The following is a 26,995-nucleotide window of genomic DNA, read 5'->3' as shown; positions in this document are numbered from 1 at the left end:
CGGCATTTCAGCCGCCCCCACTAAAAAATAAGCATCTCTTCTCGGGCGTATATCACCGCAAACAAAGTCGCCGGCTCGCTGCCATGACAGGAAACGACATGCGGCAATGTCGAATCATAGTAGATCGAATCGCCGGGATTGAGAATATCGGTGTGGCCGGAGAGGCTGACCTCGACCTGTCCTTCGAGAACGAACAGAATCTCCTCGCCGACATGCCGGTTCGGTTCCGGCTTGAAGCTCTCGTCGGGGGTGAGGGTTACCAGAAACGGTTCCATGTGACGGTTCTGTTTCTTGTAGCCGAGGGACTGGTAACTGTATCCGGCACTGGACCCGCCGCTGGAATCAAAACGGGTCACCATTTTACGGTCGTCACTGCGGACAATGCAGAAAGGGGAATCGCCACTGTCACCGAACAGATCCCCGACCGAGACCTTGAGGACATTGGCCAGGCTGACGATATACCCCAGGGGAGGCGTGACAGAACCCTCTTCAATGGCGTTCAGGGTATTTTCCGGGAGATCGGTTTTCGAGGCGACATCGGCAATCGACATCCCCTGCCGGGTTCGCAGTTTCCTGATTTTTTCACCGATAGCGCCTTGTTGCTCAGACATCGTTTGCCTCCTTGTGCAATGTTCCTGAAACCGTGAAACACGGTCAGGGTTCAGGATGATACCGCCGTCTTGCCCATATCCAGGTGAAGCACGTTCCGCAGACGCCGGGCGATGGGACCGACCCGGCCCTGGTTGATCATGAAGTCATCGACCCTGACCACCGGCATCACCTCCAGCGAGGTGGAGGTGATGAAGACCTCGTCGGAAAATTTCAGGTCCTGCAGCCGGTATTCGCCGCGGATCACCCGCAGGTCAAGCTCTTCCTCGCACAGCCGGATGATGGTCGAGCGGGTCACCCCGGGGAGCAGCCCGGTCGCGACCGAGGGGGTAAAAACCCAACGGTCCCGGGTCCAGAAAATGTTCGACGCCGCGCCTTCGCAGATCTGCTCCCGGTTGTTGAGCATGATCACTTCAAAAGCGCCAGCGGCCCGGGCCTCCAGCTTGCCGAGCAGGCTGTTGAGATTGCTGATCGACTTGATCTTCGGATTGATCGCCTCTGGAGCGTTGCGGCGGGTTTCGGCAACCCGCAGGGCAATCCCGTCGCGGTAATGCGTTTCGTCGAACCCCTTGAACTCACGGGCGATGATCAGGCAGGTCAGATCCCCCGTCAACTCGCGCTGAAAACCGACCTGCCCCGGACCGCGGGTGATGGTGATCCGGTAGTAGGCGTCGGTCAGCCGGTTGCGGCGACGCAGCTCAAGCAGAATCTCTTCCAGTTGCGGGCGGCTGTAGGGAAGCTCATAACCCAGGGCTTCCGCGGACTGCTGGAGCCGCTGGTAATAGAGGGGGAACTGGTAGAGATGCGCTCCGATGGAACGGAAACTCTCGTAGATGCCGTCGCCGTAGAGAAATCCCTGGTCAAAAACCGAGATTTTCGCTCTGTCGCTGTCGACAAACTGTCCGTTCAGAAAGACCTGGCCCATGAGCCCCTCGCGAAAACGATAACTGGCGTGGATGTCAAACTCATCCGGCCGCGGGTTCGGGAAAATTCGTCGAAAACCATGGACAACCCGCCTCAGTGCCCGCCGAACTCAGGCGGCCGCTTTTGCAGAAAGGCATTGACCGCTTCGATGTGATCATCGGTCTGATGAGCCATGGCCTGGAAGGTCGCGCAGAGATCGAGAAATTCCGGCAGAGCCATCGTCTGGCCGAGCTTCAGCAGCCGTTTGCTCAGCCGCAGCGCCTGCGGCGGCTGGGCGGCTATGCGGACCGCCATCTCCCTGGCTCGCGGCAGCAGCTGCTGCTCATCGACCACCTCAAGCAGCAGCCCCAGTTCCCGGGCCTCCTCCGCCTTGATCAGCCGGCCGCTGAAAATCAGCTCGGCGGCCCGCTGGGCACCGACGATCCGCGGCAGGAACCAGGCACCGCCGTCGCCGGGGACGATGCCGAGATTGAGGAAGGTCTCGCCGAGCAGGGTTTTCGGCGTACCGATTCGCAGATCGCACATGCAGGCGAGATCCATGCCGGCCCCGATGGCCGGCCCGTTGACCGCGGCAATGAGGGGAATCTCCGCTTTCTGCATCGCCAGCGGCAGCTGCTGAATCCCGCGCCGGTATTGATCCTGGATCTGCAGGGCCGAGCCGGAAAAGATCCCCTCGCGGTCGCGCATCTGCTTGATGTTGCCGCCGGCGGAAAAGGCCGACCCGGCACCGGTCAGAATCAGCACCGAAACCTCGGGGGTACGGTTGGCCCAGTCAAGGGTGGTCACGATATCCGTCACCAGGTCGGTGCCGGTCAGGGCATTGCGGACATCGTCGCGAATGAAAGTCAATTCGGCGACGCGATCCCGCAGGGTCAGTCGCGCATCAGTCAATTGCGGCAGTTCAATCATCGGTTCCTTCTCCGGGTCGAAAATTCGACGAATCCCAGCTTAGCAGAGTTGTTGCCCGGAGCCAAATGGGCTATGGTATTTGCAGCGTTTACCCGTAGCCCATGGAGAATGAACGATGCTGAATCAGAAACCGACCACCATCACCGCAACCCCGACCGTCAGCTCCACCACCAGCTTTCTGCCCACGGTCTACGCCTGGATGACCGCCGGTCTGGCCCTGACCGCCCTGGCGGCCATGGTGACCCTGTCCAGCGAGGAACTGCTGAAACTGATTTTCGGCAACAGAATGGTTTTTTATGCCCTGATCTTCGGTGAACTGGGCCTGGTCATCGCCCTCTCCGCCGCCATCAACCGGATCAGTTCAACAACAGCCACCCTGATGTTCCTGTTCTACTCGGCCCTCAGCGGGGTGACCTTCGCCTCGATCTTCCTGGTCTACACCAGCAGTTCCATCGCCAGCACCTTCTTCATCGCCTCCGGCACCTTTGCCGCCATGAGCATCTACGGCTACACCACCCGCCGCGACCTGACCGGCTGGGGGAGTTTCTTCTTCATGGGGCTGATCGGAGTTCTCATCGCCTCGGTGGTCAACATCTTCCTACAGAGTACGATGATCTACTGGCTGGTCAGCTACATCGGCGTTTTCGTCTTCGTCGGCCTCACCGCCTACGACACCCAGAAGATCAAGCAGATCGGCGAGGCCGGTTTCGCCAACGAGGAGGGCCGCAAGAAAGCCGCCATCATCGGCGCACTGCGCCTCTACCTCGACTTCATCAACCTGTTTCTCATGCTGCTCCGCATCATGGGCAACCGGAGGTGAGGGAGGCTGAAAACCTTTCTCTCTTGCCCCTGTGTCGGGCGGGTCAGATTTTCCATTGGCAGGGTGTCTGTCGCCCGGATGGCGACAGGCAAGCCCCGGGGATGGGTTCATGCGGCCCTGAAAATGGAAAATCTGAGCCCGCTTATGCTTATCTGTGCAGGTAGAGTTCACTCATCCTGCCACCCACTATCCACCCCATAACCTCAGCGCCTCGGCCGCCGTCACCTGCTCCAGGGGACGGCGCGGCTGCGGCGGCCGGCCGTCGACCCAGGCGGGGAAGAGGGCTTCGGTGCGCCGTTCCCGCGGATGGGTCTGCACCAGTCCCCGCTGCCGGACATGAGGGTGGCCGGGAACCTCGTGCTGTTCGAGCACCGGCTCGAAGCAGCAGTCGACCTCGGCGAACATTGACCGCCAATGTGCCAGCCTCTCGCCGGCGAACAGGGCGGCGACCTCACCGATCAGCCCGGTCTGCGGCAACGGCTGCTGCTGGCGACCGATCCACTCCGGTCGTTCGACCGTTTCACAGAATCTCTGCCAGAATTTCTCCTCGATCGCTCCCAGGGCCACGAAACGATCATCGGCGGTACGATAGATATTGTAACAGGCGGCGCCGCCGGTGAGCAGATCCCGGCCGCGGCCGAAGGCCTCGCCGGGACGGCCCGCGGCGGTCAGACCGAAGGACTGCCAGGAAAGAGCCATCTCGAACAGGCTGACATCGATGAAGGCCCCGCGACTGGTCCGCCCGCGACGCAGCAGGGCAGCGAGAATGGTGGTGGCCGCCTGCTTGCCGGCGGCGTAATCACAGATCGGTGGAAAGGGAATAACCGGCGTCTGCTCGGTGCCGGTCAGGCTGAGCATGCCGCTCATGGCGAGATAGGTCAGATCGTGCCCGGCCCGCTCGCGGCAGGGCCCGCTCTGACCGAAGCCTGAAAGGGCGCAATGGATCAGGGAAGAGTTGAGCTGTTCAAGACGCTCACGCCCGAAGCCGAGGCGCTCCAGCACGCCCGGCCGGTAGGATTCCAGCAGCACGTCGGCAACCCGCACCAGTTCGGTCAGGGACTCCCGCCCCTGCGGCGTCTTGAGATCGAGTTCGACCACCGCCTTGCCGGCATTGACCTGCTTGTAGAAGGGAGAAACCCCGTCACCGTCGGCGAGGATGAAGGACCGCATCGGATCCCCGGCCGGCGGCTCGACCTTCAGCACCTCGGCGCCGAGATCTCCAAGCAACTGGGTGGCGAAGGGGCCGGGCAGGTACTGGCTGAGATCGAGAACCCGGATCCCGGTGAGACAATCAGAAAGCATCAGGCCGCCAGGCTTTCAGGATTCAAGAGAGAACTCCCAGGCGCACCAGAACTCTTCCGGGTGGGCATCGGGCGGACAGGAGAGGCAGCGGGTCTGGATCCGCGGATCGACGGTACGGGCGAACTCGCTGTACTCGACGATTCCCACCGATTTGCAGGGGAAGTCATCCAGCCCCCGGCGCTTGCGCGCCGACTGCACCCGGCAGTCGACCATGCGGAACACCGCGCGGCTGTCGCTGACCTCGATCGCCTGCTGCAGGTTGAGCCGCGCGTAGAGACGATGCTTGAGGCATTCGAGCAGTGCCGGAATGCCGCCGCCCGGCTCGATCCCGAGCCGCGCCATGATCCGTTTGGCTTCGATGACGGTGAATTTCTCCCAGGCGGCCCGGTCAGCCTCGATCGCCACCTCCATGCCGTGGGTCTTCTCGATCGCCTGGAACCAGAGCCCGTCATGAGCCAGCCAGTTCTTGGCGTCGTCGATGATAATGGCGATCAGCTCCTCTTTGCTGAGCCGGTTGAGCAGCTGAACACCTTCGTCGAGAGGTTCGATGGTGGTTTCGGTCTGGGTGGACATGGGATCTCCTTCAAGAGAAAAGCACTGGGCCACCAAGGCACCAAGAGCACCAAGAAAGGCAACAATAAAATCAAAGAATTTCCTGGTGTCCTTGGAGTCTGTCGGACTATCGGGGCTGAAGCGAAAATATGTCTGATTGAGGTCAGATTTTGGCTCATTTGAGGGCAATAGCCGTAGCTATTGATCGAAAAGGAGCTGAAATATGGGCCAATCAGACGGATTTGCAGCCAGTCCATGGATAGTCAACAGACTCCTTGGTGCCTTGAGCGAGCCAAGCGAGCGGGTGGCTGATCTGCAGTATGTCAGTCTTTCCTATTCAATCTCCCGCTGATCGTCGATCACCTTGCCGTCATTAGGCAGGCTGCCGGGGGCGACGAATTCGACCTCGCCGCGCAGCTTGGTCAGCTCGCGGATCGAGTCGCGCAGGGCGGATGCCAGTCCATCCGCGGCAACGGCGGATTCAATCCGCAACAGCATGTGGTCCTGATCGTTCTGTCGGGTCACCACCAGTCGACCGCGGCCGATTTCCGGATGGCGCTTGAGGATGGCGTCGACCTGCTGCGGATGCACGAACATGCCGCGCACCTTGGTGGTCTGGTCGGCCCGCCCCAGCCAGCCCTTGATCCGCAGGTTGGTGCGGCCGCAGGGGCTGGGTCCCGGCAGGATGGCGGAGAGATCACCGGTGGCGAAACGGATCAGCGGATAGTCGGGGTTAAGGCTGGTCACCACCACCTCGCCAACCTCCCCTTCCGGTACCGGGTCACCGCTGCCGGGGCGGACGATTTCGAGAACAATACCCTCATCGACGATCATCCCTTCCAGCGCCTCCGACTCGTAGGCGATCAGACCGAGATCGGCGGTGGCGTAGCACTGGCGGACACTGATGCCGCGCTGCGCCATCCCCTCACGCAGGCTCGGCGGCAGGTACTCACCGGAAACCAGCGCCGTCTCCAGGCACGACAGGTCGCTGCCAAGTTCGTCCGCCTTGTCGAGAATCAGCTTCAGAAAGGACGGCGTGCCGACATAGCCGCGCGGCCGGACGTGACCCATCACCTGCACCTGCAGCTCGGTCTGGCCGACCCCGGCCGGTACCGTGGCACAGCCGAGCGCCCTGGCGCCGGATTCGAACATCATCCCGGCCGGAGTGAAGTGATAGGAGAAACAGTTGTGAATGATGTCGCCGGAACGGAACCCGGCGGCATACAGGGCGCGGGCAAAGCGCCAGAAATCGGGACGGGTCGAGCCGGGCTCGAAGATCGGCCCCGGGGAAGCGAAGATCTGGCACAACTCCGGCGGTTCAACCCCGGTCAGCCCGCCGAAGACCGGCTGCCCCTGCTGACGCTCGATCAGCTCCGTCTTGCGCAGCAGCGGCAGCTTCGCCAGCGCCGCGCGGTCGGTCACCTCCCGGCCGTCAATCCCATGCAGGGTCTCGGCGAAAGCCGGGGCACTGCTCTTGGCGTGGTCGATCTGGTCGGCCAGGCAGGCGAACAGGTCGGCTTCGCGCTGTTCGGAGGTACGGGTTTCGAGGTTGTCGTAGTAGTCGGACATGAGATCTCCATTGAAATTCTTCAGGCCGCCCGCTCGCGTTGCTCGCTCAAGACACCAAGAGCACCAAGAACGGCAAACCCGACCATCCAAGGTTAAATCTGAAACCCCAAGCTTCTCTTGGCATCTTTGCGCCCTGACGGCAATAAGCTTTTACATCCACCGTTTTCTGCGTTTGTATGACTTCAGATTCTTGAACGACTTGCGCTCCGACTCACCGCCGGCGAGGTAGAACTCCTTCATATCCTCGTTGTTGAGCAGCTCTTCGCCGGTACCGTCGAGAACGATCTTGCCCGATTCCATGACATAGCCGTAATTGGCGCTGTGCAGGGCCATGTTGGCATTCTGTTCGACCAGCAGCATGGTGATGCCCTGCTCTTTGTTGATATTGCGGATGATGCCGAACACCTCCTTGACCAGCAGCGGCGACAGGCCCATGGACGGTTCGTCGAGCAGGATCATTTCCGGCCGCGCCATGATCGCCCGGCCGATGGCCAGCATCTGCTGTTCGCCGCCGGAGAGATAGCCGGCCATGCCGGTCCGCTCCTTGAGCCGCGGGAAGTAATGAAAGACCTTTTCAATGTCATCCTTGATCCCCTTGTCGCGCCGGGTGTAGGCACCGAGGCGCAGGTTCTCGATGACGGTCATATCCTCGATGATGCGCCGTCCCTCCATGACCTGGAAGATCCCCTTGCGGACGATCTCGTCAGGGGAACTGTTGGCAATGCTCTCGCCCTTGAACTCGATCGTGCCGCGGGTCACTTCGCCGTCCTCGGTCTTCAGCAACCCGGAAATCGCCTTCAGAGTGGTCGATTTGCCGGCGCCGTTCGGCCCGAGCAGGGTCACCAGCTCACCTTTCGGCACGTCGAGACTGATGCCGCGCAGCACCAGGATAACCTCGTCGTAGACCACCTCGATATTGTTGACCGAGAGAACGATCTCCTTCTCAACCGGTTTTTCGTCACTTTTGACAGCTGCTTCGGACATGGGGTTCTCCTTGGCAAGACAGAATGCAGGAGTCAGGAGTCAGCAGGGAGAACCTTCTGACCCCTCACTTCCGGATTCTGCCCGGCGGGGGCAAAAACCCCCGCCGAACAAATATCCCTGTAAAAACCGGCTAAGGGCTAAGGGAAAACCTTGAACTACCTTTAGCCTTTCACCTTTCACCTTTAGCCTTGGTGATCAGCCTTGGCTGATCACCAGCCCAGCCATTCGGGCCGGCGCGGCACCTCAACGGTCGCCAGCTTGGTCATCTTGAAATCACCACCGTTGTACTTGCTGGTGTAGACATTGACCAGGTTCATGCCGCGATGATCCTCGGCGGTCCAGGTTGAGGGCGAGCAGACCCCTTCAAGACCGGCCGGTACGAAGTTCCTCATCGACTCGAAGCCCTTCTTGATGTTCTCGCCGGTGATGGCGCCCATGGCATCGGCCTTGAGCATCGCTTCCTTCATCAGGAAGGTGCCGCAGACGCCGCGGATGTAGTGCAGCATGCGCGATTTCTTGCCGCTCGGGTCGGACATCTTGGAGACTTCGCGGAGGGTCTTCATGCCCGGCGCGTCGTCTTTCCAGGTCGCGGCGCCGACCACCCAGGCGATGCCGTCGCCGGCGGCACCGGTGGCCTTGATGGAATTCTCGTCCCAGCCCCAGATATTGGTCAGGAACTGGGTCTTGACACCGACGGTGCTGCAGGACTTGAGCAGCGAGATGTTCGAGCTGGAGGTGTTGGCGAGATAGGCGTAGTTGGCGCCGGAATCCTTCAGCGACAGGCACTGGGCCTTGGCATCAGCCGGCTTCAGCGAATAGACGATCGAGGGCAGCACCTCGAACCCGAGTTCCTTGGCGTAGGCGGCGCAGGCGGCCTTGGGCGCGTTCGGATAGGGATGATTGTCGCCCATGTGGATGAACTTCGGCTTGCCCGATTTGCCCTTGGCTTTCCAGTCGTCGGCGGCCCACTGCACCAGGCCGCGGCAGGCGTCGGAGTAAGAGGGACCGTAGAAGAAGTTGTAGGGAGCGGCCGACTTGCTCTTCGGCCCCTTGCCGGTCGGGTCGGTCAGGTGGCCGGAGTAGGAGGCGGAGATATAGGCGACCTTGTCCTTGGCGATGAACTTGACCAGTGCCTCGGTGTCAGCGGTGCCCCAGCCCTGGATGGCGACCGGCTTCAGCGACGACATCCACTTCTTGTAGGTCGCCACCGCGCGCGGCGCGTTGTAGGAATAATCGACAGTTTTGTACTTGATCTGCTTGCCGTTGATGCCGCCATGCTTGTTGATGTAGGCGAGGGCGTCGTCAATTCCGTTGCCGAAGGGGATGCCGACCCCCGACGTCGGCCCGGTATAGGCCGCGAGATGGCCGACCGGAATGGTGTCGGCCGCCAGAGCGCTTCCGGCAAACGCCAGTGAAGCAACCAGTAAACTGCCCAGAATGATCGATTTGCGCATTGTCTTCCTCCCTTGAAGTGAACAGCTGGCCCGCAGCGCGGGACGGTTAGGTGGAACGGTCGTGCACAGGCTCCCGATTCAATATGAGAAGGGATAGAGCTTCCAGTAGGCCTTGATCATCTTCCAGCGATGGGCCAGGCCGTCCGGTTCGAAAATCAGGAAAAGAATGATCGCCAGACCGATCGACATCTCCTTTATATAGGCCAGCGCCTGCATCAGCCCTGACGAACCATGGCCGAACAGTCCGACGCCGCCTTCCATCAGTTCCGGCAGCAGCACCATGAAGGCGGTTCCCATCAGGGTGCCCTGCACCGAGCCCATGCCGCCGATGATAATCATGCCGAGAAACTGAATCGACAGCAGCAGGGTGAACCCCTCGGCCGAAACGAAGCCGAGATAATGGCCGAATAAGGCGCCGCCGACCCCGGCGTAAAAGGAGGAAATGCCGAAGGAGAGGATGCGGTACTTGGTCAGGTTGATGCCCATGATCTCGGCGGAAAGATAATGGTCGCGCACGGCAATGAAGGCCCGGCCGTCACGGGTGCGCAGCAGGTTGGTGCCGAACAGGAACATCAGCACGACATAGAACAGCACCACGTACCAGTAACGCTGATCATTGTTGAACTCGAAACCGAAAATCGAAAACGGGTTCGCCATCGCCCCGTAGGCGCCGCCGGTAAACCAGTCGGCGCGGGAGAAGAAATCCTCGAGGATGTACTGCGAGGCCAGGGTCGCGATCGCCAGGTAGAGTCCCTTGATGCGACCGGCCGGGATGCCGACGATCAGGCCGACCGCCATGGTCATCACTCCGGCCAGCGGGATACAGAAGAAGACCGGCAACCCGGTGACGTTGTTCAGCCAGGCCGAGGCGAAGGCGCCGAAACCGAAGAAGGCGGCGTGACCGAGAGAAATCTGACCGGTGAAACCGACGACAATATTGAGCCCCAGAGCGGCGATGCCGTAATAACCGACCTGGATGCCGAGATTGAGGAAATAGGAATTCAGAAAAGTCGGTGCCAGCAGCAGAAAAATGACCGCCGCGATCGCCGTGCGACGCGCCAGCGGCGTCGGAAAGATAGTCGTATCCTGAATATAGGTGGAGCGGAACTCTCCACAATTCATACGTGCGTGGGCAGATGAAGACATGAATCAGATCCTCTCGATATCCTTGGTGCCGAACAGGCCGTAGGGCTTGATCATCAGGATCACCACCAGGGCGTAGAAGGGGGCGATGGTGTACATGTTGCCGAGATGCAGCCACTGGCTGTCGACGAATTCCGCCAGGTTTTCCAGCACACCGATAATCAGACCGCCGACGATCGAACCGACGATCGAATCGAGCCCGCCGAGAATAACCACTGGAAAAACTTTGATGCCGAAGAAGGAGAGCGCCGAAGAGACGCCGTTGACCATGCCGACCACCACTCCCGCCATGGCCGAAACCAGTGCCGAAATCGCCCAGGCGGCGGCGAACACCTTCTTCACCGAGATGCCGAGGCTCTGGGCCACCTGCTGATCGAAGGCGGTGGCGCGCATCGCCAGGCCGAGCCGGGAATACTTGAAGAAATAGTAGAAGCCGATCATGATCACCACCGAAATGACCAGGCTCATGATGTAGGCGGTCTGAATCTGCAACCCGAGCAGGTTGATCGACTCGGTCTCGAAAACCCGCGGGAAGGGCTTGGCGTAGACGCCGAAAATCCAGCCCATCAGCGACTGGAAGAACATCGACAGGCCGATGGTGACCATGATGACCGAAATGATCGGCTCACCGATCAACGGTCTTAAAACCACCATCTGCAGCACGATGCCGAAGATCACCATAAAGGCGAGGGTGATCGGAAAACCGAGCCAGAAGGGAAGATGAAACTTGACCAGCAGCGCCCAGCAGGTCCAGGCGCCGATCAGCAGGAACTCGCCCTGAGCGAAGTTGACCACCTGGGTCGACTTGTAGATCAGCACGAAACACATCGCCACCACCCCGTAAAGGGTGCCGACAATCAGGCCGTTGACAACAAGCTGGGTGAGAAGTTCAAAATTCATGGGGTTCCTCCGGAACCGGGCGCCGGGCACTGGGCTCAAGGCGTTGGGGTTAACGGTTTTCCCGGCACCTTGAGCCTGAAGCCCGGCACCGCATTTTTTCTAAACTGCCGTCTGCATCTTGCCGCCGGCACCCTTACGCGACGCATTCGGGAACAGATCGACCACCCGGACATCGGTCCGCACCCGGGACTTGTTGCCGTCCTGGAAGGTGATGACGGTATCGATGTGAACGATCTCCTGATCCGAATAGATGGTGTCGATGATCTCGGCGTATTTTTCCTTGATCACACCGCGACGCACCTTGCGGGTCCGGGTCAGTTCGCCATCATCGGCGTCGAGCTGCTTGTAGAGCAGCAGGAACTTGCGAATCCGCTGCGCCTCGGGCAGAGTCGCGTTGACCTGTTCGATCTCTTTCTGCACCATGTCGTAGACCTGCGGCTGGGCGGAGAGATTGATATAGTTCGTGAAGGCGATACCGCGCTGCTCGGCCCATTTGGCGACAATCTCGTAACGGATGCAGATGATCGCCGCCAGGTAGGGCCGACCGTCGCCCTGGATCACCGCCTCGGCGATGAAGGGAGAGAACTTCAGCTTGTTCTCGATGAACTGCGGCGAGAAGCGTGATCCGGTCGAGGTTTCCGCCAGGTCGGAGATCCGGTCGATAACCACCAGGTGACCGTTCTCCTTCTTGAAATAGCCGGCGTCACCGGTATGCATCCAGCCGTCCTCAAGGGTTTCCGCCGTAGCCTCGTCATTCTTGTAGTAGCCGAGGAACATGCCGCGGGTTTTCGAGACCACTTCGCCGACGCCGTTGGCATCGGGGTTGTCGATACGCACATCGGAGGTATCGAAGGGGATGCCGACACTGTCGAAATCGACATCGTCCGCCCGGTGGATGGTGTAGGCACCACCCATTTCAGTCTGGCCGTAGAGCTGCCGCAACGGTACCCCCATGGCAAGGAAGAACTTGAAGGTGTCCGGTCCCAGCGCCGCGCCGCCGGTCGCCGCCGATCGCAGGCTGGAGAAACCGAGACGGTCCTTGAGCGCCCGGAACAGCAACCAGTAAGCCAGTTTCGACTGCCCCTTCCCTTCGGCGGCCGCCTTTTCGGCGAGCTTCATGCCGTAGTTGAACATCTTCTGCTTGAAGCGGGTGGCATCCATCATCTTCGCCTTGACATCGGCGGCGACCGTTTCCCAGACCCGCGGTGCCAGCAGCACGAAGTTGGGGCCGATTTCCCGCAGGTCGGCCATCATCGTCTCCGGTTCCTCGACGAAATTGACGATCTGGCGGCTGATCAGCGCCTGGGCGACGGCGTAGACCTGCTCCATGATCCACGGCAGCGGCAGCACCGAAACATAGTTGTCGGTCGGGAATTTCGGGTCGTTATGCAGGTAGTCGAGGCAGTGTTCGAGCATCGGCCCGCACTGCAGCATGGCCAGCTTGGGATTGGAGGTGGTCCCTGAAGTCGGGCAGAGGATGGCAACATCCTCCGGCCGGCCGGCGGCAACCAGCTGTTCGTAGAGCCGCGGCTGCTGCGCGTCGAGTTCCTCGCCGAGTTTCATCAGGTCGATATGGCTGAGCAGCCGCGGGTCGTCGTACTTGCGCATACCGCGCGGGTCGCAATAGATGATGTGCTTGACGCAGGGGCACTGCTCGGTGATCTCCAGCACCTTGTCGACCTGTTCTTCATCCTCGGCGATGATGATCTTCGCCCCGGCATAGTTGATCAGGTAGGCGCACTCTTCGTTCATCGAATCCTGGTAGATGCCGAAGATCATCGCCCGCAGCGCGTGCGAGGCGATCTCCCCGGCAACCCATTCCGGCCGGTTGTCACCGATGATGCCGACTGAATCGCCATGGCCGATGCCCAGTTTATGCATGCCGAGGGCGAAACGCCTGACCAGTGAGTTGTAGTCGTCCCAGCTGTAGGCGTTCCAGATACCGAACTCCTTTTCCCGCATGGCGATCTCATCCGGCCAGTTGGCGGCATTGTAGGCCAACAGCTTGGGAAAGGTATCGTAGACCTTGATATCGGCGTATTCGGCTTTCATCAGGCCACCTCCCCGGTCCGGGCCGCGTCATCCGCCGCCGTCTCGTCATCATCCTCACCGAGGTAGGCCTTCTTCACCCGCGGGTTGGCGAGGACCTCGTCGGGCAGGCCGGCGGCGATCTTCTTGCCGAAATCGAGCACCATCACCCGGTGGGAAATATCCATCACCACCCCCATGTCATGCTCGATCATCACCACCGTCATTCCCCACTCTTCATTGAGGTCGATGATGTAACGCGCCATATCTTCCTTTTCCTCCAGGTTCATCCCGGCCATCGGCTCGTCGAGCAGAATCAGATCGGGACGCAGGGCGACGGCGCGGGCCAGTTCGACCCGCTTGCGCAGCCCGTAGGAAAGGGTTCCGGCAATCGATTTGCGAATGTGGGCGATTTCAAGGAAATCGATGATGTCCTCGACCTCGGCGCGGTGACGCAGCTCCTCCTTGCGGGCCCCGAACAACCAGTAGACGGAACCGGTGAGAAAATTGTTTTTCAGCAGGTGATGACGTCCGACCATGATGTTGTCCAGCACGGTCATGTGGGCGAAGAGGGCGAGATTCTGGAAGGTACGCCCGATGCCGAGAGTACAGCGATCGTTGGGCCGCAGGCCGATCAGCTCCTTTTCCCTGAAGCGGATCGAACCCTTGTTCGGCTGGTAGCGACCGGAGATACAATTCAGCATCGAGGTCTTGCCGGCGCCGTTGGGGCCGATGATGGAGAAGATCTCTCCCTTGGCGACCTGGAAACTGACATCGGTCAGGGCGTGAACCCCGCCGAATGACAGCGAAATGTCGCTGACATTGAGCAGAGGGGGCGTTTCAGTCATGCAGATTCCTCCTCGAACAGGATAACGACCGGCGTCACGGCAATCACGCCGCTCGCAATTCTTGATCAGACCCATCTGCAAACCGGATACCAAACAATGTTTGTTCCGAATTATAATTTTAATAAACTGCCCAACTATTTGTATTTAAATAATTTATTCCCAAGACAAGGATGCCTCCGTGGACCCGCCACGGGAAATAGTGATGTCGTTTTTGTTAACAGTGTTATGGCTTCTTTACAAGCCGTCACAGACTTCCGGAACACGCCGGAGCCGACGAAAAACTACTGCAGATTGTATTTGTGCAGTTTCTTGTAAAGTCCCGGACGGGAGATGCCGAGGACATTGGCCGCATTCAGCTTGTTGCCGCCGACCCGTTCGAGGGATGCCTGGATCAACTGACGTTCCATCTCATCCATGATTTCCTGCAGGGTTTTCTGCCCGATGCTCGCCAGCAGACCCTCCTGCCGGTCCCCGTCCAGGCATGGCAGAACAAGGCTGCCGGCAGCTCGCCGGATATGCAGCGGCAGATCGGCCGCGCGAATCATGGACCCGGTCACCATATTGAACGCGCTCTCGATGGCATTGCGCAACTCACGGATATTCCCCGGGAAATCATAATTGCGCAGCAACTGCCAGGCTTCTTCATCGAGCCCCTGAACCGTCATCTCGAACTCGGCGTTGAAGCCGTCGATCAGATGCTTGGTGATGAAATAGATATCGTCACGCCGCTCCCTGAGCGGGGGGATTTCCAGAGCGATGACATTGAGCCGGTAGTAGAGATCGGTACGGAAACTGCCGTCCCGCACCTTCTCTTCGAGGTTGACATTGGTCGCCGCGACAACCCGCATATCGATACTCCGGGTGGCGGTGCTGCCGAGCGGGGTCACTTCCCTCTCCTGCAGCACCCGCAGCAGCTTGGCCTGCATCACCAGCGGCATGTCACTGATCTCGTCGAGAAAGATGGTACCGCCGTCAGCCTGCTCGAACTTGCCGACCTGACCGCCCTTGCGCGCCCCGGTAAAAGCCCCCTCGACATAGCCGAACAGTTCCGATTCCAGCAGGTGATCCGGGATGGCGGCACAGTTGACCCGCACGAAGGGAGCGTAGCGACGCTTGCTGGCGGCGTGGATGGCATGCGCACAGAGTTCCTTGCCGGTCCCGCTCTCCCCCATCAGCAGGACATTGGAAGGACGCTGGGCGATGCGCAGCAGCTTCTCCTTGAGGTCCTTCATCGCCTTGCTGTGGCCGATAATGCTGTTGCAATCGTACTTGAACTCCTGCCCGCGACCGCGACGACCCTTCTTCGGCTTTTCCGGAAGCTTGATATAGGCCTGAAACTTTTCCGCCAGACGTGAAACTTCACGCACATCACTGAACAGCACCTTGCCCCAGGCGCCGACCATCTTGCCCTCCCTGAAGAGCGGATAACGGCTGACCACGGCATGACGGCCATTGAGCAGATGCGGTTCGGCCTCTTCCGCCTGGCCGGTATCCATCACCACCGGCAGCCGCGACGGATTTGAATTGGGATAAGCGCTGCGGACATTCTTGCCGAGCATCTCACCGGCACAGATCCCCAGCACATCGGCAAACGGCTGATTGATCATGGTGATGATACCCTCGGTGTTGACCAGGATCAGGCTCTCCCGGGCCAGGTCGGATCCGGCATCCATGGAACAGAGCAGGTCGGGCACTTCCAGGCAGGGGATGTCGAGCTGCTCGGAGCGCATCAGGGTGAACAATCCCCCCGAAGCGTGCGGATCGCGGCCGAGCGGGGCGTAGTCGCAGAAATGCTTGACGCCGTCGATCCAGATCGGCTGGCCGGTGAAGCTGACACCCTGGACGATAAAGGAATGGAGAAAACCGAGCCTGACCACCTGACCGAGCCGCCGGCCGATAATCTCTTCCGGCCGCTTGCCGATCAGGGCGAAACATTCCTCGTTGGAGGTGGCGATACACTGCCGCTGGTCAAGAACCACCAGCCAGCTTTCGGTCGACAGATCACGATCTCCGAGATCGAAACCCGCATCCCTGGCTTGTTGAGCAAATCCCATCACATGCCCCCGATCCGCTGTCCTGTCCCGCCGGGAGACTCGACATCCTGAACCCCTGGCGGAACTTTATCAAAGGTGAATAATACAGTGTTTTAGAAATAAAGCAAAACTATTGTTTGACCAAACAGAACGGAATTGTCAACAGGGGGAAATGACAACGGGTTTCAATGACCTGTGAAATTATTAATCTTTTTCCGCGGTTTTGCCTGAAGGATGGTCCAACTGTTAACATACGTAGACAGTCCCGGACACCCTCGAAACATCCGGGCGGAACCTCACGGAAGCGGAAATGCGGCAAACAGCCGCCCCGGAGCGTCACCGGGTGCCGAAACAGACCTCACGGAGAACAGTGGCACGAATGATGCTAAAACGGTGTTCCTGAATTGCTGTTCAGCGATTCAGTTTTTTAAAAAGGCCTTTTTCCGCCCGCAATGTGAAAAACCGGATGCGGCCGGTCCGGCCAGGCAACAGGCAACCGAAGGAGCCCCGACCATGGAAAACGCTGTTTATCAGGCGCAGCACCCGATCCGTTTTGTCACCGCCACCAGTCTCTATGACGGCCACGATGTCTCGATCAACATCATGCGTCGCATGTTGCAGGATTCCGGAGCCGAGGTCGTTCATCTCGGGCATAACCGCTCGGCGTTGGAGATCGTCACCGCGGCCATCCACGAGGATGTCCAGGGCATCGCGGTCAGCTCCTACCAGGGCGGCCACCTCGAATTCTTCAAGTACATCCACGACCTGCTCGCCGAGAAGGGCGCCGGACATGTCAAAATCTTCGGCGGCGGCGGCGGCGTTATCCTGCCGGAGGAGATCCGGGAACTGGAAGACTACGGCATCTGCAAGATCTTCTCACCCGAAGACGGCCGCCGCATGGGCCTGCAGGGCATGATCAACTTCAAGCTCGAACAGTGCGACTTCGCCACCCCCCGGCAGCTCACCAGGGATCTCGAACTGCTCCCAGGCCGGGATCACCAGGCCATCGCCCGTCTGATCACCGCCGCCGAGGAGCTGGTCAGCGGCGGCGATGAAAAACTGGCGGCGGCGCAGCAGCAGGTGCGGGAGCTGGCCAAACCGGTGCCGGTTCTCGGTATCACCGGCACCGGCGGGGCGGGCAAAAGCTCGCTCACCGATGAACTGGTGCGCCGCTTCCTGCGCGATTTCGAGGATAAGAACATGGCGATCCTGTCGGTCGATCCGACCCGCAAGCGGACCGGTGGCGCTCTGCTCGGCGACCGCATCCGCATGAACGCCATCAACACCGAGCGGGTCTTCATGCGCTCCCTCGCCACCCGCGATTCCCGCAGCGAACTCTCCGCCGCCATCCGCGAGGCTCTGGACGTTCTCAAGGCGGCCGCGTTCGATCTGATCATCGTCGAAACCAGCGGCATCGGCCAGGGAGATGCCGGTATCGTCGATGTCTGCGATCTCTCGCTCTACGTCATGACCAGCGAGTTCGGCGCCCCGACCCAGCTGGAAAAGATCGACATGCTCGATTTCGCCGACATGGTGGCACTGAACAAGATGGAAAAGCGCGGTTCCGAGGACGCGTTGCGAAATGTTCGCAAGCAGGTCCGACGCAACCGCAAGCTGTTCGATGTCGCCGACGACGAACTGCCGGTCTACGGCACCATCGCCAGCCAGTTCAACGATGTCGGCACCAACCGGCTCTACCGGGCGCTGATCGACCGTCTCAACGAACGCTGCGGGCTCGACTGGCAGTCACAGCTGGAAGTCGGCGAGGGGCAGAGTCTCGCCCAGCAGATCATCCCTCCCGAACAGGTCGGCTACCTGACCGAAATCACTCATGCCGCCAGGAACTACCGCCGGCAGGTCGAAGAACAGGCCCGGGCCGGGAGCCGGCTCTACCAGCTCAAGGGAACCAGGCAACTGCTGGCCGAACAATGCGACTGCCGGGTGGAGGATATCGACCGGTTGATCGAAACGACCGAAAGCCAGCTGAGCGAGGAGAACCGGCAGCGGCTGCAGCAGTGGCCGGAGCTGAAAAAAGCCTACGCCGAAGAAGTGATGGTAACAAAAGTGCGCGACAAGGAGATCCGCACCGAGCTGTTCACCACCTCCCTCTCCGGCACCCGCATTCCCCGTGTCTGTCTGCCGAATTTCGCCGACTACGGTGAAATCCTGCGCTGGTGCATGAAGGAGAACGCCCCCGGTTTCTTCCCCTACACCGCCGGGCTGTTCCCCTTCAAGCGCACCGCCGAAGATCCGAAACGCCAGTTCGCCGGCGAAGGCACCCCGGAGCGGACCAACCGCCGCTTTCATTTTCTGACCAAGGATGACGACGCCAAGCGGCTGTCGACCGCCTTCGACAGCGTCACCCTTTATGGCGAAGATCCGGACGAACGACCCGACATCTACGGCAAGGTGGGGATGAGCGGGGTCTCGATCTGCACCCTCGACGACATGGACAAGCTGTTCGCCGGTTTCGACCTCTGCGATCCGATGACCTCCGTCTCGCTGACCATCAACGGCCCGGCGCCGATGCTGCTGGCAATGTTCCTCAACACCGCCATCAGCCAGCAGGTGGAGAAATTCAGGAACGAGAACAACCGCGAACCGAACGCCGACGAGTATGAAAAGATCCGCTCCGGCACCCTGCAGACGGTGCGCGGCACCGTCCAGGCGGACATCCTCAAGGAGGACCAGGGGCAGAACACCTGCATCTTCTCCACCGAGTTCGCGCTGCGGATGATGGGCGACGTGCAGCAGTACTTCATCGATCAGAAAGTGCGCAACTATTACTCGGTCTCGATCAGCGGCTACCATATCGCCGAGGCCGGCGCCAACCCGATCAGCCAACTCGCCTTCACCCTCTCCAACGGCTTCACCTACGTCGAATACTATCTCGCCCGCGGCATGCACATCGACGACTTCGCCCCCAACCTCTCCTTCTTCTTCAGCAACGGCCTCGACCCCGAGTACACGGTCATCGGCCGGGTGGCGAGGCGGATCTGGTCGGTGGTGATGCGCGACAAGTACGGCGCCAACAAGCGCAGCCAGATGCTCAAGTACCACATCCAGACCTCGGGACGTTCGCTGCACGCCCAGGAGATGGACTTCAACGATATCCGCACCACCCTGCAGGCGCTGATGGCGATCTACGACAACTGCAACTCGCTGCACACCAACGCCTACGACGAGGCAGTGACCACCCCGACCGAGGAATCGGTGCGACGGGCGATGGCGATCCAGATGATCATCAACAAGGAACTGGGCCTGGCCAAGAACGAGAACCCGCTGCAGGGCGCCTTCATCATCGAGGAGTTGACCGACCTGGTCGAGGAGGCGGTGCTGTGCGAATTCGACCGCATCAGCCAGCGCGGCGGCGTGCTCGGGGCGATGGAGACCCAGTACCAGCGCAGCAAGATCCAGGACGAGTCGATGCTCTACGAGCACCTCAAGCACACCGGCGAGCTGCCGGTGATCGGCGTCAACACCTACCTCAACCCGCGCGCCGACGAGGAGGGCTACCAGATCCCCGGCGAACTGGCCCGCTCCACCGAAGAGGAGAAACAGCTGCAGCTGAGCAACCTGCGCGATTTCCAGCGCCGCCACGCCGACCAGGCCCCGGAAGCCCTGAAGCGCCTGCAGCAGGTCGCGACCAGCGGCGGCAACATCTTCGCCGAGCTGATGGAAACGGTTAAAGTCGCCTCGCTCGGCCAGATCAGTGCAGCGCTGTACGAAGTCGGCGGACAGTATCGGAGAAATATGTAGCGAAGCCAGATGGCTTCGCCGGGCTTTGGGTGCCAGGCACTGGGCTCAAGGCCGGACAACTTCAGGACCATGAGAATGTTTAACCCAGCGCCCGGTGCCTGACGCCCGGCGCCCGAATCCAAAGGATTCCCCATGCCCATCCAATCCGAATGCCGAAACCGTATCGCCAACCTCCAGCGCCAGCTCGAACGCAAGGAGCTGGACGGGGCGCTGGTCATCTATCCGATCGATCTCTACTATTTCGCCGCCACCCGCCAGAACGGCATGCTCTGGGTGCCGCAAAGCGGCGAACCGCTGCTGCTGATCCGCAAGAGCCTGACCCGCGCCCGGCAGGAGAGCTGCATCACCGAGCTGCGCCCCTTCCCCTCCAGCCGGGAACTGAGCGGACTGCTCGGCAGGCCGGGACAGAAAGTCGGCGTTACGTTCGACGTGCTGCCGGCCGCCCAGCTCGACTACCTGAAAAAAGTGCTGCCGGAACGGGAGTTCGTTGACATCTCCGGCATCAACCGCAACCTGCGGGCGGTCAAGTCGGCCCTCGAGGTCGCCAGAATCCGCCACGCCGGCGAGCAGCTGAGCAAGGTCTTCGCCCAGGTGCCAGACTTCTATACCCCGGGGATGCGCGAACTCGACCTGGCGGCGGAATTCGAAAGCCGTTCCCGCAAGCTCGGCAGCGAAGGCTACGTCCGCATGCGCGCCTACAACCAGGAGCTGTTCCAGGGGTTGCTGGTCTCCGGCGGCAGCGCCAACCAGCCGGGCTTCTTCGACGGCGCCGTCACCGGTTGCGGACTGAGCGCCGCCTCCCCGCACGGCGCCTCGACCGCGGTGATCGCGCCGAACCTGCCGCTGATGGTCGACTACACCGCCGTCCACGACGGTTACATCGTCGACATGACCCGGATCTTCGTTCCCGGCAACATCCATCCCGAGGTGCAGCACGCCTTCGACACCGCCCTTAAGATCCAGCGCCAGGTCACCGCCGCCCTACGCCCGGGCGCCGTCGCCTCGGAGCTGTTCGATCTGGCCTGCGGCATCGCCGCCGAGGCCGGACTGGGAGACTGCTTCATGGGAGTTCCGGGGGAACAGGCCAAGTTCGTCGGCCACGGTGTCGGCCTGGAGCTGGACGAGATGCCGGTATTAGCCAAGGGCTTCGACGTGCCGCTACAGGAGAACCAGACCATCGCCATCGAACCGAAGTTCCTGCTCGCCGGGCACGGCGTGGTCGGCATCGAGAACACCTGGGCGGTCGGCCCCGAGGGCGGCATCCGCCTCTCTCCGGCCGACGACGCAATCGTCACCCTGCCGACCTGAAGAGAACCCGGCCATGAACCCTTCCCGCCAACTGTTTCAACCCGCCAGTCTCAACCGCCTGCGGCTGCGCAACCGCCTGGTGCGCTCGGCGACCTGGGAGGGGATGTGTGACCCGCGCGGGATCCCCGGGGAAGAGTTGATCGACCGCTACCGGCAGCTGGCAGCCGGCGGGATCGGCCTGATCATCACCGGCTTCGCCTACGTGGCGCAGGAAGGGAAGCTGCTGCCCGGCGCATTGAGCCTGCAGGATGACGCGTCCGCGCGGGCGATCCGCCAACTGGTCGAGGTGGTCCACGCCGAGGGCGGAAAAGTCTGCGCCCAGCTCGGCCATGCCGGCGGCCAGACCCGCCGTGATATCTGCGGCACCAACCCGCTTGCCCCATCGGCGCTGCAACTGGACCAGTACCCGCAGCAGCCGCGGGAAATGACTGCGGCCGATATCGAACGCGTCGTCGACGCCTTCGCCGCCGCCGCCGAGCGGGCCTGCCGCGTCGGCTTTGATGCCATTCAGCTGCATGCTGCCCACGGCTACCTGATCAACCAGTTTCTCTCGCCGCTCTGCAACCGGCGAACCGACAGCTATGGCGGCGAGCTGCGGAACCGCATGCGGTTCCTGCTCCAGGTCTGCGGCGCGGTACGGGAAACAATCGGCCCGCACCGACCGCTGCTGGCCAAACTGAACCTCAGCGACAACCTGCCGGGGGGATTGACCGCGGAAGATGCCATCCAGGTTGCCCGGGCACTTGACGAGGCCGGCATCGACGGCATCGAGGTCAGCAGCGGCACCCCCGCCTCGGGAGAACAAACCCCGATCCGGCGGCGCGGGACCGACGATCCCCCGCTCCCCTGCTACAACCTGGAGCTGGCGGAAAGACTGCGGCCGCAGGTCCGTTGTCCGCTGCTGCTGGTCGGCGGCATGCGTCGTCGCAAAGACGCTGAAGCGGTGCTGCAGGCCGGCAGCGCCGATTTCATCTCCCTCTGCCGCCCGTTTATCTGTGAACCGGCCCTGGCGCGGCAATGGCAATTCGGCAGCAACGACGCCGCCTCCCGCTGCGTCTCCTGCAGCGGCTGCTTCAAGACCGCCTTCCGCGGCAACCTGCGCTGCGTGCAGCCGCTTCGCCGCAGCGCCTCCTGACAGCCTGTCCGGCTTTATCCTGTGCATATCGCCCTGCGCCCCATGCCCAGCCCACCGGCAAAAGGTGCGAACCCGCACTTGCCCTTCGGCGACCGGACGGGCTAGAGTCTGCTCACATCGATTGCCCTGCGGGAGAGTTGACCGCAGGCTACAGCAAAATTCTCAGGGGCTGTCAATCTCCCCGCAATAACGCGCGGCGAACAGCTCCGGATCCTCCCGGAATGCCTCGATACAGGAAAGACAGATGCAGGCCTTGCGCTTCAGCTCCGACGGATCCAGATCAATCAACGCGCCCGGAACCTCCACCTCGACACACCAGCAGGGCCATCACCGGCATGGAATCAAGTGCATCGAGGACCGTATTCTGTAATTTTCGTTTAACCATTATTGCAAACTTGAACATTAGATTCTAATTTGCAGGGATCATAAGGGAGAGGCCGGTGGGAATCAGTCCGCAATCCTTGAAGGGGGTCATGATTATCTCACCGGCGTTGCCGCGATTGATGACGAGGTAAGCACCGGGTTACCCGATGCGAAGCGGGCGGGCCATATTGCAAGAGTGGTGGATGAAGACAAGAGGCAGGTTGGGGAAAACGCTAGGTAACTTCTGAGGTAACTATTCAGCACATCCCGCCTTCGGCCCCTGGCCCTATTTCTCGACGACAACCCCTATGTCTCCTTCGCGGCGCTGGACGGTTATGCCAACATCATCCCCATAGCGGATCAGATGCAGGTCAATGTCCGCCTCCGCGACCCTGAGGTTGCGGAAAGTCATCTCGTCAAAAAAGGATGGAAGGATGGGGTGCCGGAAGCGTATTTCACGCTGTAAGGCGTCGATGCTCAGCCCCAGGGAAGCCTGCAGAAGCTGGAACACCGCTCCCGCGGCCCAGGCCTGAGGCGAACAGGCCTGCGGATAGAGAACCGGCCCCTGTCCGGGCAGACGGCGGAATCCGCAGAAGAGTTCCGGCAAGCGGCTCAGTTCAACCCGCATGGCCAGGTGGTAGAGGCCTTCGAACAGTTGCATGGCCTGCCGGGTTCTGCCGTAGCGCGCCAGCCCGAGGGCGAGCAGGGCGTTATCGTGAGGCCAGACCGATCCATTGTGGTAGGCCATGGGATTGTAGTGGGCCGTTCCTTCGGCCAAGGTGCGGACGCCCCAGCCGGAGAAGAAGGCTGGAGAAAGGAAAAGGTCGGCCATGCGTCCAGCGTGTTCGGGGGCGGCGATGCCGGTAAACAGGCACTGGCCGGCATTGGAACTGGCGACCCGGCAGGGGCGTTTATCTCCGTCGAGCGCCAAGGCGTAGCAGGAAAGATCCTCACACCAGAAGTCTCGTTGAAAATTGGTACGCAGCCTTTCCGCCTTTTCTCGCTGCCTGCCGGCCAGCTTAGCGTCTCCCATGATTTCGGCCAGTTCCACAACATGTCGCCTGGCGGCGTAGACATAGCCCTGCACTTCGCACAGAGCAATGGGCCCTCGTGCCGGACTGCCGTCGGCATGAAACACCGAATCCCAGGAGTCCTTCCAGCCCTGTTGGTCCAGCCCGTTTTCGGATTGCCGCTGATATTCGACATACCCGTCTCCGTCCCGATCACCATGACGGTCGATCCAGTCCAAGGCCCGCAGGATATGTGGCCAAAGCTGTTCAAGAAAGACCCTGTCACCGGTTCGCCTGAAATAGGCGCCGGCCAGCATCAGGAAGAGAGGGGTCGAATCGACGCTGCCGTAGTAACGGCCGAAGGGAATCTCTTTCAGAGCGGCCATCTCGCCGAGCCGGGTTTCATGAAGAATCTTTCCCGGTTCGGCATCTGTTTTCGGACAATGCTCCCCGGCCTGGTTGGCCGCCAGAAATCCGAGCACACCGCGAGCAATGGCCGGATTGATCCAGAGGGTCTGCAGGGCGGTGATGAGACCGTCGCGGCCGAAGGCGGTACTGTACCAGGGAACGCCGGCGTAGGGGTAGATGCCCTGCGGCATATCGGTAAAGAGCATGTGCAGATCGTCGAGGGACCGGTCTATCCATTCATTGAAATGTCCTTTGCTGGTTTTGACCTCGCAGTGCTGGGCCCGGTAGGCTTCCAGCCTAGTCAGGGAGGCGCCGAATTCATCATCGTAACGACCACTCACGCTTGGTTCCGGGCCTATCAGGCAACAGAAGGTCAGATAGATGTTCCGCTCTTCACCCGGGGCAATGCTGAGCAGTAGCTCAGCCGCGTCTCCGGAAAGGGCGACCGGGTCAGGCATAAAACGGATCATCGTCCGCCGCTGCACACCGTCCAGACCGGCATAGGGAAGGCAAACCGTTCCCTGGTCAATTCGTTCCTTTAAGGGGCGGCCGCGTTTTTCCCGGCGCAGTCCTCGCACCTCGAAAATATCGCGGAAATCATTGCTGAATCGGAAAAGGAGCCTCAGGGTCAGGTGCCCGGAGCCAAAATGGCTGATTCGGATGCGCTCAAAACAGCGATGCTGCCAGAGAAATTTCGAGCGAAAGATGTGCAGGCTGCCGCGGGGGAGCTCCGTCCCGTCGTCCAGAACCAGGTCGGGATTGGTCAGATCGACGACCAGCAGTTCGTTGTGCTCGTTGACGGTTGAACTCAGCAGCAGCGGACGCTGGTTCCCGAGCAAAAATTCAAGGTGTGACAGAAAGCGGGTCCCTTCATGATACAGCCCCTGCTCGCCCCGGCCGATGGGCTGAATATCGCCGCGGCAGTCAAAGACCGCAAAGGTCTCCCCCTGTTTCAGAACCCTGGTGCGATCATCAACCAGGCACGAAGCCGCCTTGATGTAATACCGATCCTTAACTTGAATGATTTCATCCATTTTTCACCGCCCCTGACAAGCATTTGGAGTCAGGCGTTTCCGCCGTCCAGCTGTTCGCGTACACCTGCTGCGGTTGATCCATTCTATTGGTCTCGGCCGATCGTAAAGGGCAAGGTAAGCTTCCGCCATCTTCCCGATGGAAAACCGGTTTTCAAAACCCTGTCGGCAGCAGCGGCGGTCCAGGTCGGAGATATCTAGAACCCGGGCAACCGCGGTGTCGATGTCGTTCACGATGTATCCGGTCAGCCCTTCGTCCATAACTTCGGGAACCGACCCGTGACGGTAAGCGATGACAGGTGTGCCACAGGCAATGGACTCGATCATGACCAGTCCGAAGGGTTCCGGCCAGTCGATGGGAAAGAGCAGGGCGCGGGCCTGACCGAGGAACTCCTGTTTTTCATTGTCGCCTATTTCACCGATAAATTCAATCAGCGGGCTGTCGAGCAGCGGCTTGATACGGGTTTCAAAGTACTCCCGGTCAACCTTGTCGACCTTGGCGGCTATTTTCAGGGGAATGCCTGATTTTATGGCAATCTCGATGGCCCGATCAGGGCGTTTTTCCGGCGCAATGCGGCCCAGAAAGGCCAGATAATCACCCGGTTTTTCTTCCAGCCGGAACAAATCTGCCGGCAGCCCATGATGGACGGTGCCGACCCAGTTGGCAAAGGGGAGCGGCGCGCGCTGAGCATCCGAGATGGAGACCAGCGGCATGTCGCCATATTCCCGGTAGAGAGGGACCAGGTCCGGGAGGTCAAGGCGTCCGTGCAGGGTTGTAAGGTGGTTGAAGCGATGACGGCGCAACAGTGGAAAATGGAGGTAGTCGATGTGGAAATGTACCACATCAAACGCCTCTATCCGCCTGAAGACCTCCTCCAGCATGCAGAGATGCGGGGCCAGCGGGTCAACGCAGTTGCCAAGACGCAGAGCCGCGGGAGCGCAGGGGACAAGTTCCGCCGAGGTAACGGAATCGGCACTGGCGAAAAGGGTCACCTCATGACCTTTGCGAACCAGCTCTTCAGTGAGATAGGAGACCACGCGTTCGGTGCCGCCGTAGTGGAGGGGTGGAACGCTTTCGTACAGAGGTGATACCTGAGCAATTTTCATAGAATCTCTCTTTTTGACTGGGCCTGACAAGCTGGGATATCACCCTTCACCCCTTCAAATTATGTAACGATTCAGCACATCCCGCTTTCGCCCCCCCCTGGCGGCGTTGTTGCGCTGCTCAAATCTGATTTATGCTGCGCATCTGCACTGCTCGCGTCTTACCAGTGTACCAAATTCGGGCGTGCTGAATCGTTACTTCATTTTTTCTCCACAATTTTTTGGCGGCGGAGGAGTTGCCGTTTGTTCAAATAAACGTCATCAGCCAAGGCCATGGCCGGTTCAATCCAGAATTTTGCTTCGCCTTCTGGTGAAACGCAAAAGGCGGGGGTCAGGTCTTGAATTGTCAGTTTCTTGCAATTCAAGACCTGACCCCCTTCTTCCTCTCCTGAATCAGTGAGCCCCTTGTCGGCCCGATCCTGTGCTTATTGCCCTTCGCCTCATGCCCAGCCCATCGGCAAAGGGTGCGAACCCGCACCTGTCAAGCGACGGCCGGAAAGGCTAGAGTCTGATCACATCGATTGCCCTGCGGAATATTTTTGACCGCAGGCTACAGCGAAGGAGGAAATGATGGACTACATGGGATCGCACGACCTGTTCGACCACCTGCTCACCCCGGCGAAGAAGCAACGCCGGCCGGCGGCCGCAAACTGGTTCGCCAGGATCCGCCGGCTGCTGCTCCCCACACACCGGCCGGAAACAACCAGTACCCTGTAACTCATAGGATTTCGTAATATTGCGCCGGGGTTTTCCGTGTCGACAAGGCGCGCTTTCCGCTGCATAGCCGTAGCTATGAAGCGGT

At 60.5% G+C, this 26,995-nt stretch carries 21 protein-coding genes and 1 pseudogene; 5 read left to right on the top strand and 17 right to left on the bottom strand.

What is annotated here, in order from left to right; translation table 11 throughout:
* Window positions 1-20 precede the first annotated feature (20 nt).
* The 3 genes from B5V00_RS13865 to B5V00_RS13855 all read right to left on the bottom strand — a co-directional run bounded on the left by B5V00_RS13865 (window position 21) and on the right by B5V00_RS13855 (window position 2,442).
* Window positions 21-611 carry a helix-turn-helix domain-containing protein gene (locus B5V00_RS13865; RefSeq protein ID WP_085011413.1) on the bottom strand — a complete coding sequence of 197 codons (591 nt, stop codon included), beginning with the start codon at window positions 609-611 and terminating at the stop codon, window positions 21-23.
* Window positions 612-661: 50 nt separating this feature from the next.
* The gene (locus B5V00_RS13860) at window positions 662-1,534 is read right to left on the bottom strand and encodes an aminotransferase class IV (protein ID WP_085011412.1); all 873 of its coding nucleotides are present in this window, start codon (window positions 1,532-1,534) and stop codon (window positions 662-664) included.
* Window positions 1,535-1,626: 92 nt separating this feature from the next.
* Window positions 1,627-2,442, bottom strand: a complete 816-nt coding sequence (locus tag B5V00_RS13855) for an enoyl-CoA hydratase-related protein (RefSeq protein ID WP_085011411.1) — start codon at window positions 2,440-2,442, stop codon at window positions 1,627-1,629.
* A gap of 115 nt (window positions 2,443-2,557) precedes the next feature.
* Between B5V00_RS13855 and B5V00_RS13850 the strand changes: the two genes are divergently transcribed.
* Complete coding sequence (locus tag B5V00_RS13850) at window positions 2,558-3,262, top strand: Bax inhibitor-1/YccA family protein (protein WP_085011410.1); 705 nt, start codon at window positions 2,558-2,560, stop codon at window positions 3,260-3,262.
* Window positions 3,263-3,448: 186 nt separating this feature from the next.
* Here B5V00_RS13850 and B5V00_RS13845 read toward each other — a convergent pair whose 3' ends face one another.
* The 10 genes from B5V00_RS13845 to B5V00_RS13800 all read right to left on the bottom strand — a co-directional run bounded on the left by B5V00_RS13845 (window position 3,449) and on the right by B5V00_RS13800 (window position 16,096).
* On the bottom strand, window positions 3,449-4,564 hold the full coding sequence (locus B5V00_RS13845; RefSeq protein ID WP_085011409.1) for a CaiB/BaiF CoA transferase family protein: 1,116 nt from the start codon (window positions 4,562-4,564) through the stop codon (window positions 3,449-3,451).
* Between the two features lie 15 nt (window positions 4,565-4,579).
* A complete protein-coding gene (locus B5V00_RS13840) occupies window positions 4,580-5,137 on the bottom strand; it encodes a DUF6125 family protein (protein ID WP_085011408.1) in 558 nt (185 codons plus the stop codon).
* 312 nt (window positions 5,138-5,449) lie between these two features.
* Window positions 5,450-6,685 (bottom strand): phenylacetate--CoA ligase family protein, encoded by a 1,236-nt coding sequence (locus B5V00_RS13835; RefSeq protein ID WP_085011407.1) that lies wholly within the window; start codon window positions 6,683-6,685, stop codon window positions 5,450-5,452.
* A gap of 150 nt (window positions 6,686-6,835) precedes the next feature.
* Window positions 6,836-7,669 carry an ABC transporter ATP-binding protein gene (locus B5V00_RS13830; RefSeq protein ID WP_085011406.1) on the bottom strand — a complete coding sequence of 278 codons (834 nt, stop codon included), beginning with the start codon at window positions 7,667-7,669 and terminating at the stop codon, window positions 6,836-6,838.
* A gap of 209 nt (window positions 7,670-7,878) precedes the next feature.
* Window positions 7,879-9,123, bottom strand: a complete 1,245-nt coding sequence (locus B5V00_RS13825) for an ABC transporter substrate-binding protein (RefSeq protein ID WP_085011405.1) — start codon at window positions 9,121-9,123, stop codon at window positions 7,879-7,881.
* A gap of 78 nt (window positions 9,124-9,201) precedes the next feature.
* Window positions 9,202-10,269, bottom strand: coding sequence for a branched-chain amino acid ABC transporter permease (locus B5V00_RS13820; protein WP_085011404.1), 1,068 nt, complete (start codon window positions 10,267-10,269; stop codon window positions 9,202-9,204).
* A gap of 3 nt (window positions 10,270-10,272) precedes the next feature.
* Window positions 10,273-11,166: a branched-chain amino acid ABC transporter permease gene (locus B5V00_RS13815; RefSeq protein WP_085011403.1), complete on the bottom strand. Its 894-nt coding sequence runs from the start codon at window positions 11,164-11,166 to the stop codon at window positions 10,273-10,275.
* 99 nt (window positions 11,167-11,265) lie between these two features.
* A complete protein-coding gene (locus B5V00_RS13810) occupies window positions 11,266-13,218 on the bottom strand; it encodes a long-chain fatty acid--CoA ligase (protein WP_085011402.1) in 1,953 nt (650 codons plus the stop codon).
* Window positions 13,218-14,042: an ABC transporter ATP-binding protein gene (locus B5V00_RS13805; RefSeq protein WP_085011401.1), complete on the bottom strand. Its 825-nt coding sequence runs from the start codon at window positions 14,040-14,042 to the stop codon at window positions 13,218-13,220. The genes B5V00_RS13810 and B5V00_RS13805 overlap by 1 nt, the downstream gene beginning before the upstream one ends.
* Before the next feature lie 281 nt (window positions 14,043-14,323).
* The gene (locus tag B5V00_RS13800) at window positions 14,324-16,096 is read right to left on the bottom strand and encodes a sigma-54 interaction domain-containing protein (RefSeq protein WP_085011400.1); all 1,773 of its coding nucleotides are present in this window, start codon (window positions 16,094-16,096) and stop codon (window positions 14,324-14,326) included.
* Between the two features lie 492 nt (window positions 16,097-16,588).
* Here B5V00_RS13800 and icmF point away from each other — a divergent pair, with 492 nt between their 5' ends.
* The 3 genes from icmF to B5V00_RS13785 all read left to right on the top strand — a co-directional run bounded on the left by icmF (window position 16,589) and on the right by B5V00_RS13785 (window position 22,277).
* On the top strand, window positions 16,589-19,834 hold the full coding sequence (gene icmF / locus B5V00_RS13795; protein ID WP_085011436.1) for a fused isobutyryl-CoA mutase/GTPase IcmF: 3,246 nt from the start codon (window positions 16,589-16,591) through the stop codon (window positions 19,832-19,834).
* Window positions 19,835-19,966: 132 nt separating this feature from the next.
* Window positions 19,967-21,142 carry a M24 family metallopeptidase gene (locus B5V00_RS13790; RefSeq protein ID WP_085011399.1) on the top strand — a complete coding sequence of 392 codons (1,176 nt, stop codon included), beginning with the start codon at window positions 19,967-19,969 and terminating at the stop codon, window positions 21,140-21,142.
* A 13-nt stretch (window positions 21,143-21,155) separates the two neighbouring features.
* Window positions 21,156-22,277, top strand: coding sequence for an NADH:flavin oxidoreductase (locus tag B5V00_RS13785; RefSeq protein WP_085011398.1), 1,122 nt, complete (start codon window positions 21,156-21,158; stop codon window positions 22,275-22,277).
* Between the two features lie 162 nt (window positions 22,278-22,439).
* Here B5V00_RS13785 and B5V00_RS17015 read toward each other — a convergent pair.
* The 4 genes and pseudogenes from B5V00_RS17015 to B5V00_RS17240 form a co-directional block, all read right to left on the bottom strand.
* Window positions 22,440-22,589, bottom strand: a pseudogene (locus tag B5V00_RS17015) (hypothetical protein); the annotation flags it as partial.
* 337 nt (window positions 22,590-22,926) lie between these two features.
* The gene (locus B5V00_RS13780; protein WP_085011397.1) at window positions 22,927-25,092 is read right to left on the bottom strand and encodes an amylo-alpha-1,6-glucosidase; all 2,166 of its coding nucleotides are present in this window, start codon (window positions 25,090-25,092) and stop codon (window positions 22,927-22,929) included.
* Between the two features lie 3 nt (window positions 25,093-25,095).
* Complete coding sequence (locus B5V00_RS13775) at window positions 25,096-26,196, bottom strand: glycosyltransferase family 4 protein (protein ID WP_085011396.1); 1,101 nt, start codon at window positions 26,194-26,196, stop codon at window positions 25,096-25,098.
* A gap of 197 nt (window positions 26,197-26,393) precedes the next feature.
* Window positions 26,394-26,558 carry a hypothetical protein gene (locus tag B5V00_RS17240; protein ID WP_172399762.1) on the bottom strand — a complete coding sequence of 55 codons (165 nt, stop codon included), beginning with the start codon at window positions 26,556-26,558 and terminating at the stop codon, window positions 26,394-26,396.
* Window positions 26,559-26,763: 205 nt separating this feature from the next.
* Here B5V00_RS17240 and B5V00_RS17235 point away from each other — a divergent pair, with 205 nt between their 5' ends.
* Complete coding sequence (locus B5V00_RS17235; protein WP_172399761.1) at window positions 26,764-26,910, top strand: hypothetical protein; 147 nt, start codon at window positions 26,764-26,766, stop codon at window positions 26,908-26,910.
* The last annotated feature ends 85 nt before the right edge of the window (window positions 26,911-26,995 follow it).

Source organism: Geothermobacter hydrogeniphilus (genome assembly GCF_002093115.1).
Lineage (GTDB): Bacteria > Desulfobacterota > Desulfuromonadia > Desulfuromonadales > Geothermobacteraceae > Geothermobacter_A > Geothermobacter_A hydrogeniphilus.
Note: the sequence above shows the minus strand (reverse complement) of the source record. Positions and strands in the feature narration are given on the sequence as shown.

Coding starts and splice junctions, on each gene's coding strand:
- icmF (WP_085011436.1), top strand. CDS start 16,589: ATGGAAAACGCTGTTTATCAGGCGCAGCACCCGATCCGTTTTGTCACC.
- B5V00_RS13825 (WP_085011405.1), bottom strand. CDS start 9,123: ATGCGCAAATCGATCATTCTGGGCAGTTTACTGGTTGCTTCACTGGCG.
- B5V00_RS13855 (WP_085011411.1), bottom strand. CDS start 2,442: ATGATTGAACTGCCGCAATTGACTGATGCGCGACTGACCCTGCGGGAT.
- B5V00_RS13845 (WP_085011409.1), bottom strand. CDS start 4,564: ATGCTTTCTGATTGTCTCACCGGGATCCGGGTTCTCGATCTCAGCCAG.
- B5V00_RS17235 (WP_172399761.1), top strand. CDS start 26,764: ATGGACTACATGGGATCGCACGACCTGTTCGACCACCTGCTCACCCCG.
- B5V00_RS13810 (WP_085011402.1), bottom strand. CDS start 13,218: ATGAAAGCCGAATACGCCGATATCAAGGTCTACGATACCTTTCCCAAG.
- B5V00_RS13790 (WP_085011399.1), top strand. CDS start 19,967: ATGCCCATCCAATCCGAATGCCGAAACCGTATCGCCAACCTCCAGCGC.
- B5V00_RS13860 (WP_085011412.1), bottom strand. CDS start 1,534: ATGGGCCAGGTCTTTCTGAACGGACAGTTTGTCGACAGCGACAGAGCG.
- B5V00_RS13800 (WP_085011400.1), bottom strand. CDS start 16,096: ATGGGATTTGCTCAACAAGCCAGGGATGCGGGTTTCGATCTCGGAGAT.
- B5V00_RS13805 (WP_085011401.1), bottom strand. CDS start 14,042: ATGACTGAAACGCCCCCTCTGCTCAATGTCAGCGACATTTCGCTGTCA.
- B5V00_RS13830 (WP_085011406.1), bottom strand. CDS start 7,669: ATGTCCGAAGCAGCTGTCAAAAGTGACGAAAAACCGGTTGAGAAGGAG.
- B5V00_RS13815 (WP_085011403.1), bottom strand. CDS start 11,166: ATGAATTTTGAACTTCTCACCCAGCTTGTTGTCAACGGCCTGATTGTC.
- B5V00_RS13785 (WP_085011398.1), top strand. CDS start 21,156: ATGAACCCTTCCCGCCAACTGTTTCAACCCGCCAGTCTCAACCGCCTG.
- B5V00_RS13780 (WP_085011397.1), bottom strand. CDS start 25,092: ATGGATGAAATCATTCAAGTTAAGGATCGGTATTACATCAAGGCGGCT.
- B5V00_RS13775 (WP_085011396.1), bottom strand. CDS start 26,196: ATGAAAATTGCTCAGGTATCACCTCTGTACGAAAGCGTTCCACCCCTC.
- B5V00_RS13850 (WP_085011410.1), top strand. CDS start 2,558: ATGCTGAATCAGAAACCGACCACCATCACCGCAACCCCGACCGTCAGC.
- B5V00_RS13865 (WP_085011413.1), bottom strand. CDS start 611: ATGTCTGAGCAACAAGGCGCTATCGGTGAAAAAATCAGGAAACTGCGA.
- B5V00_RS13835 (WP_085011407.1), bottom strand. CDS start 6,685: ATGTCCGACTACTACGACAACCTCGAAACCCGTACCTCCGAACAGCGC.
- B5V00_RS13840 (WP_085011408.1), bottom strand. CDS start 5,137: ATGTCCACCCAGACCGAAACCACCATCGAACCTCTCGACGAAGGTGTT.
- B5V00_RS13820 (WP_085011404.1), bottom strand. CDS start 10,269: ATGTCTTCATCTGCCCACGCACGTATGAATTGTGGAGAGTTCCGCTCC.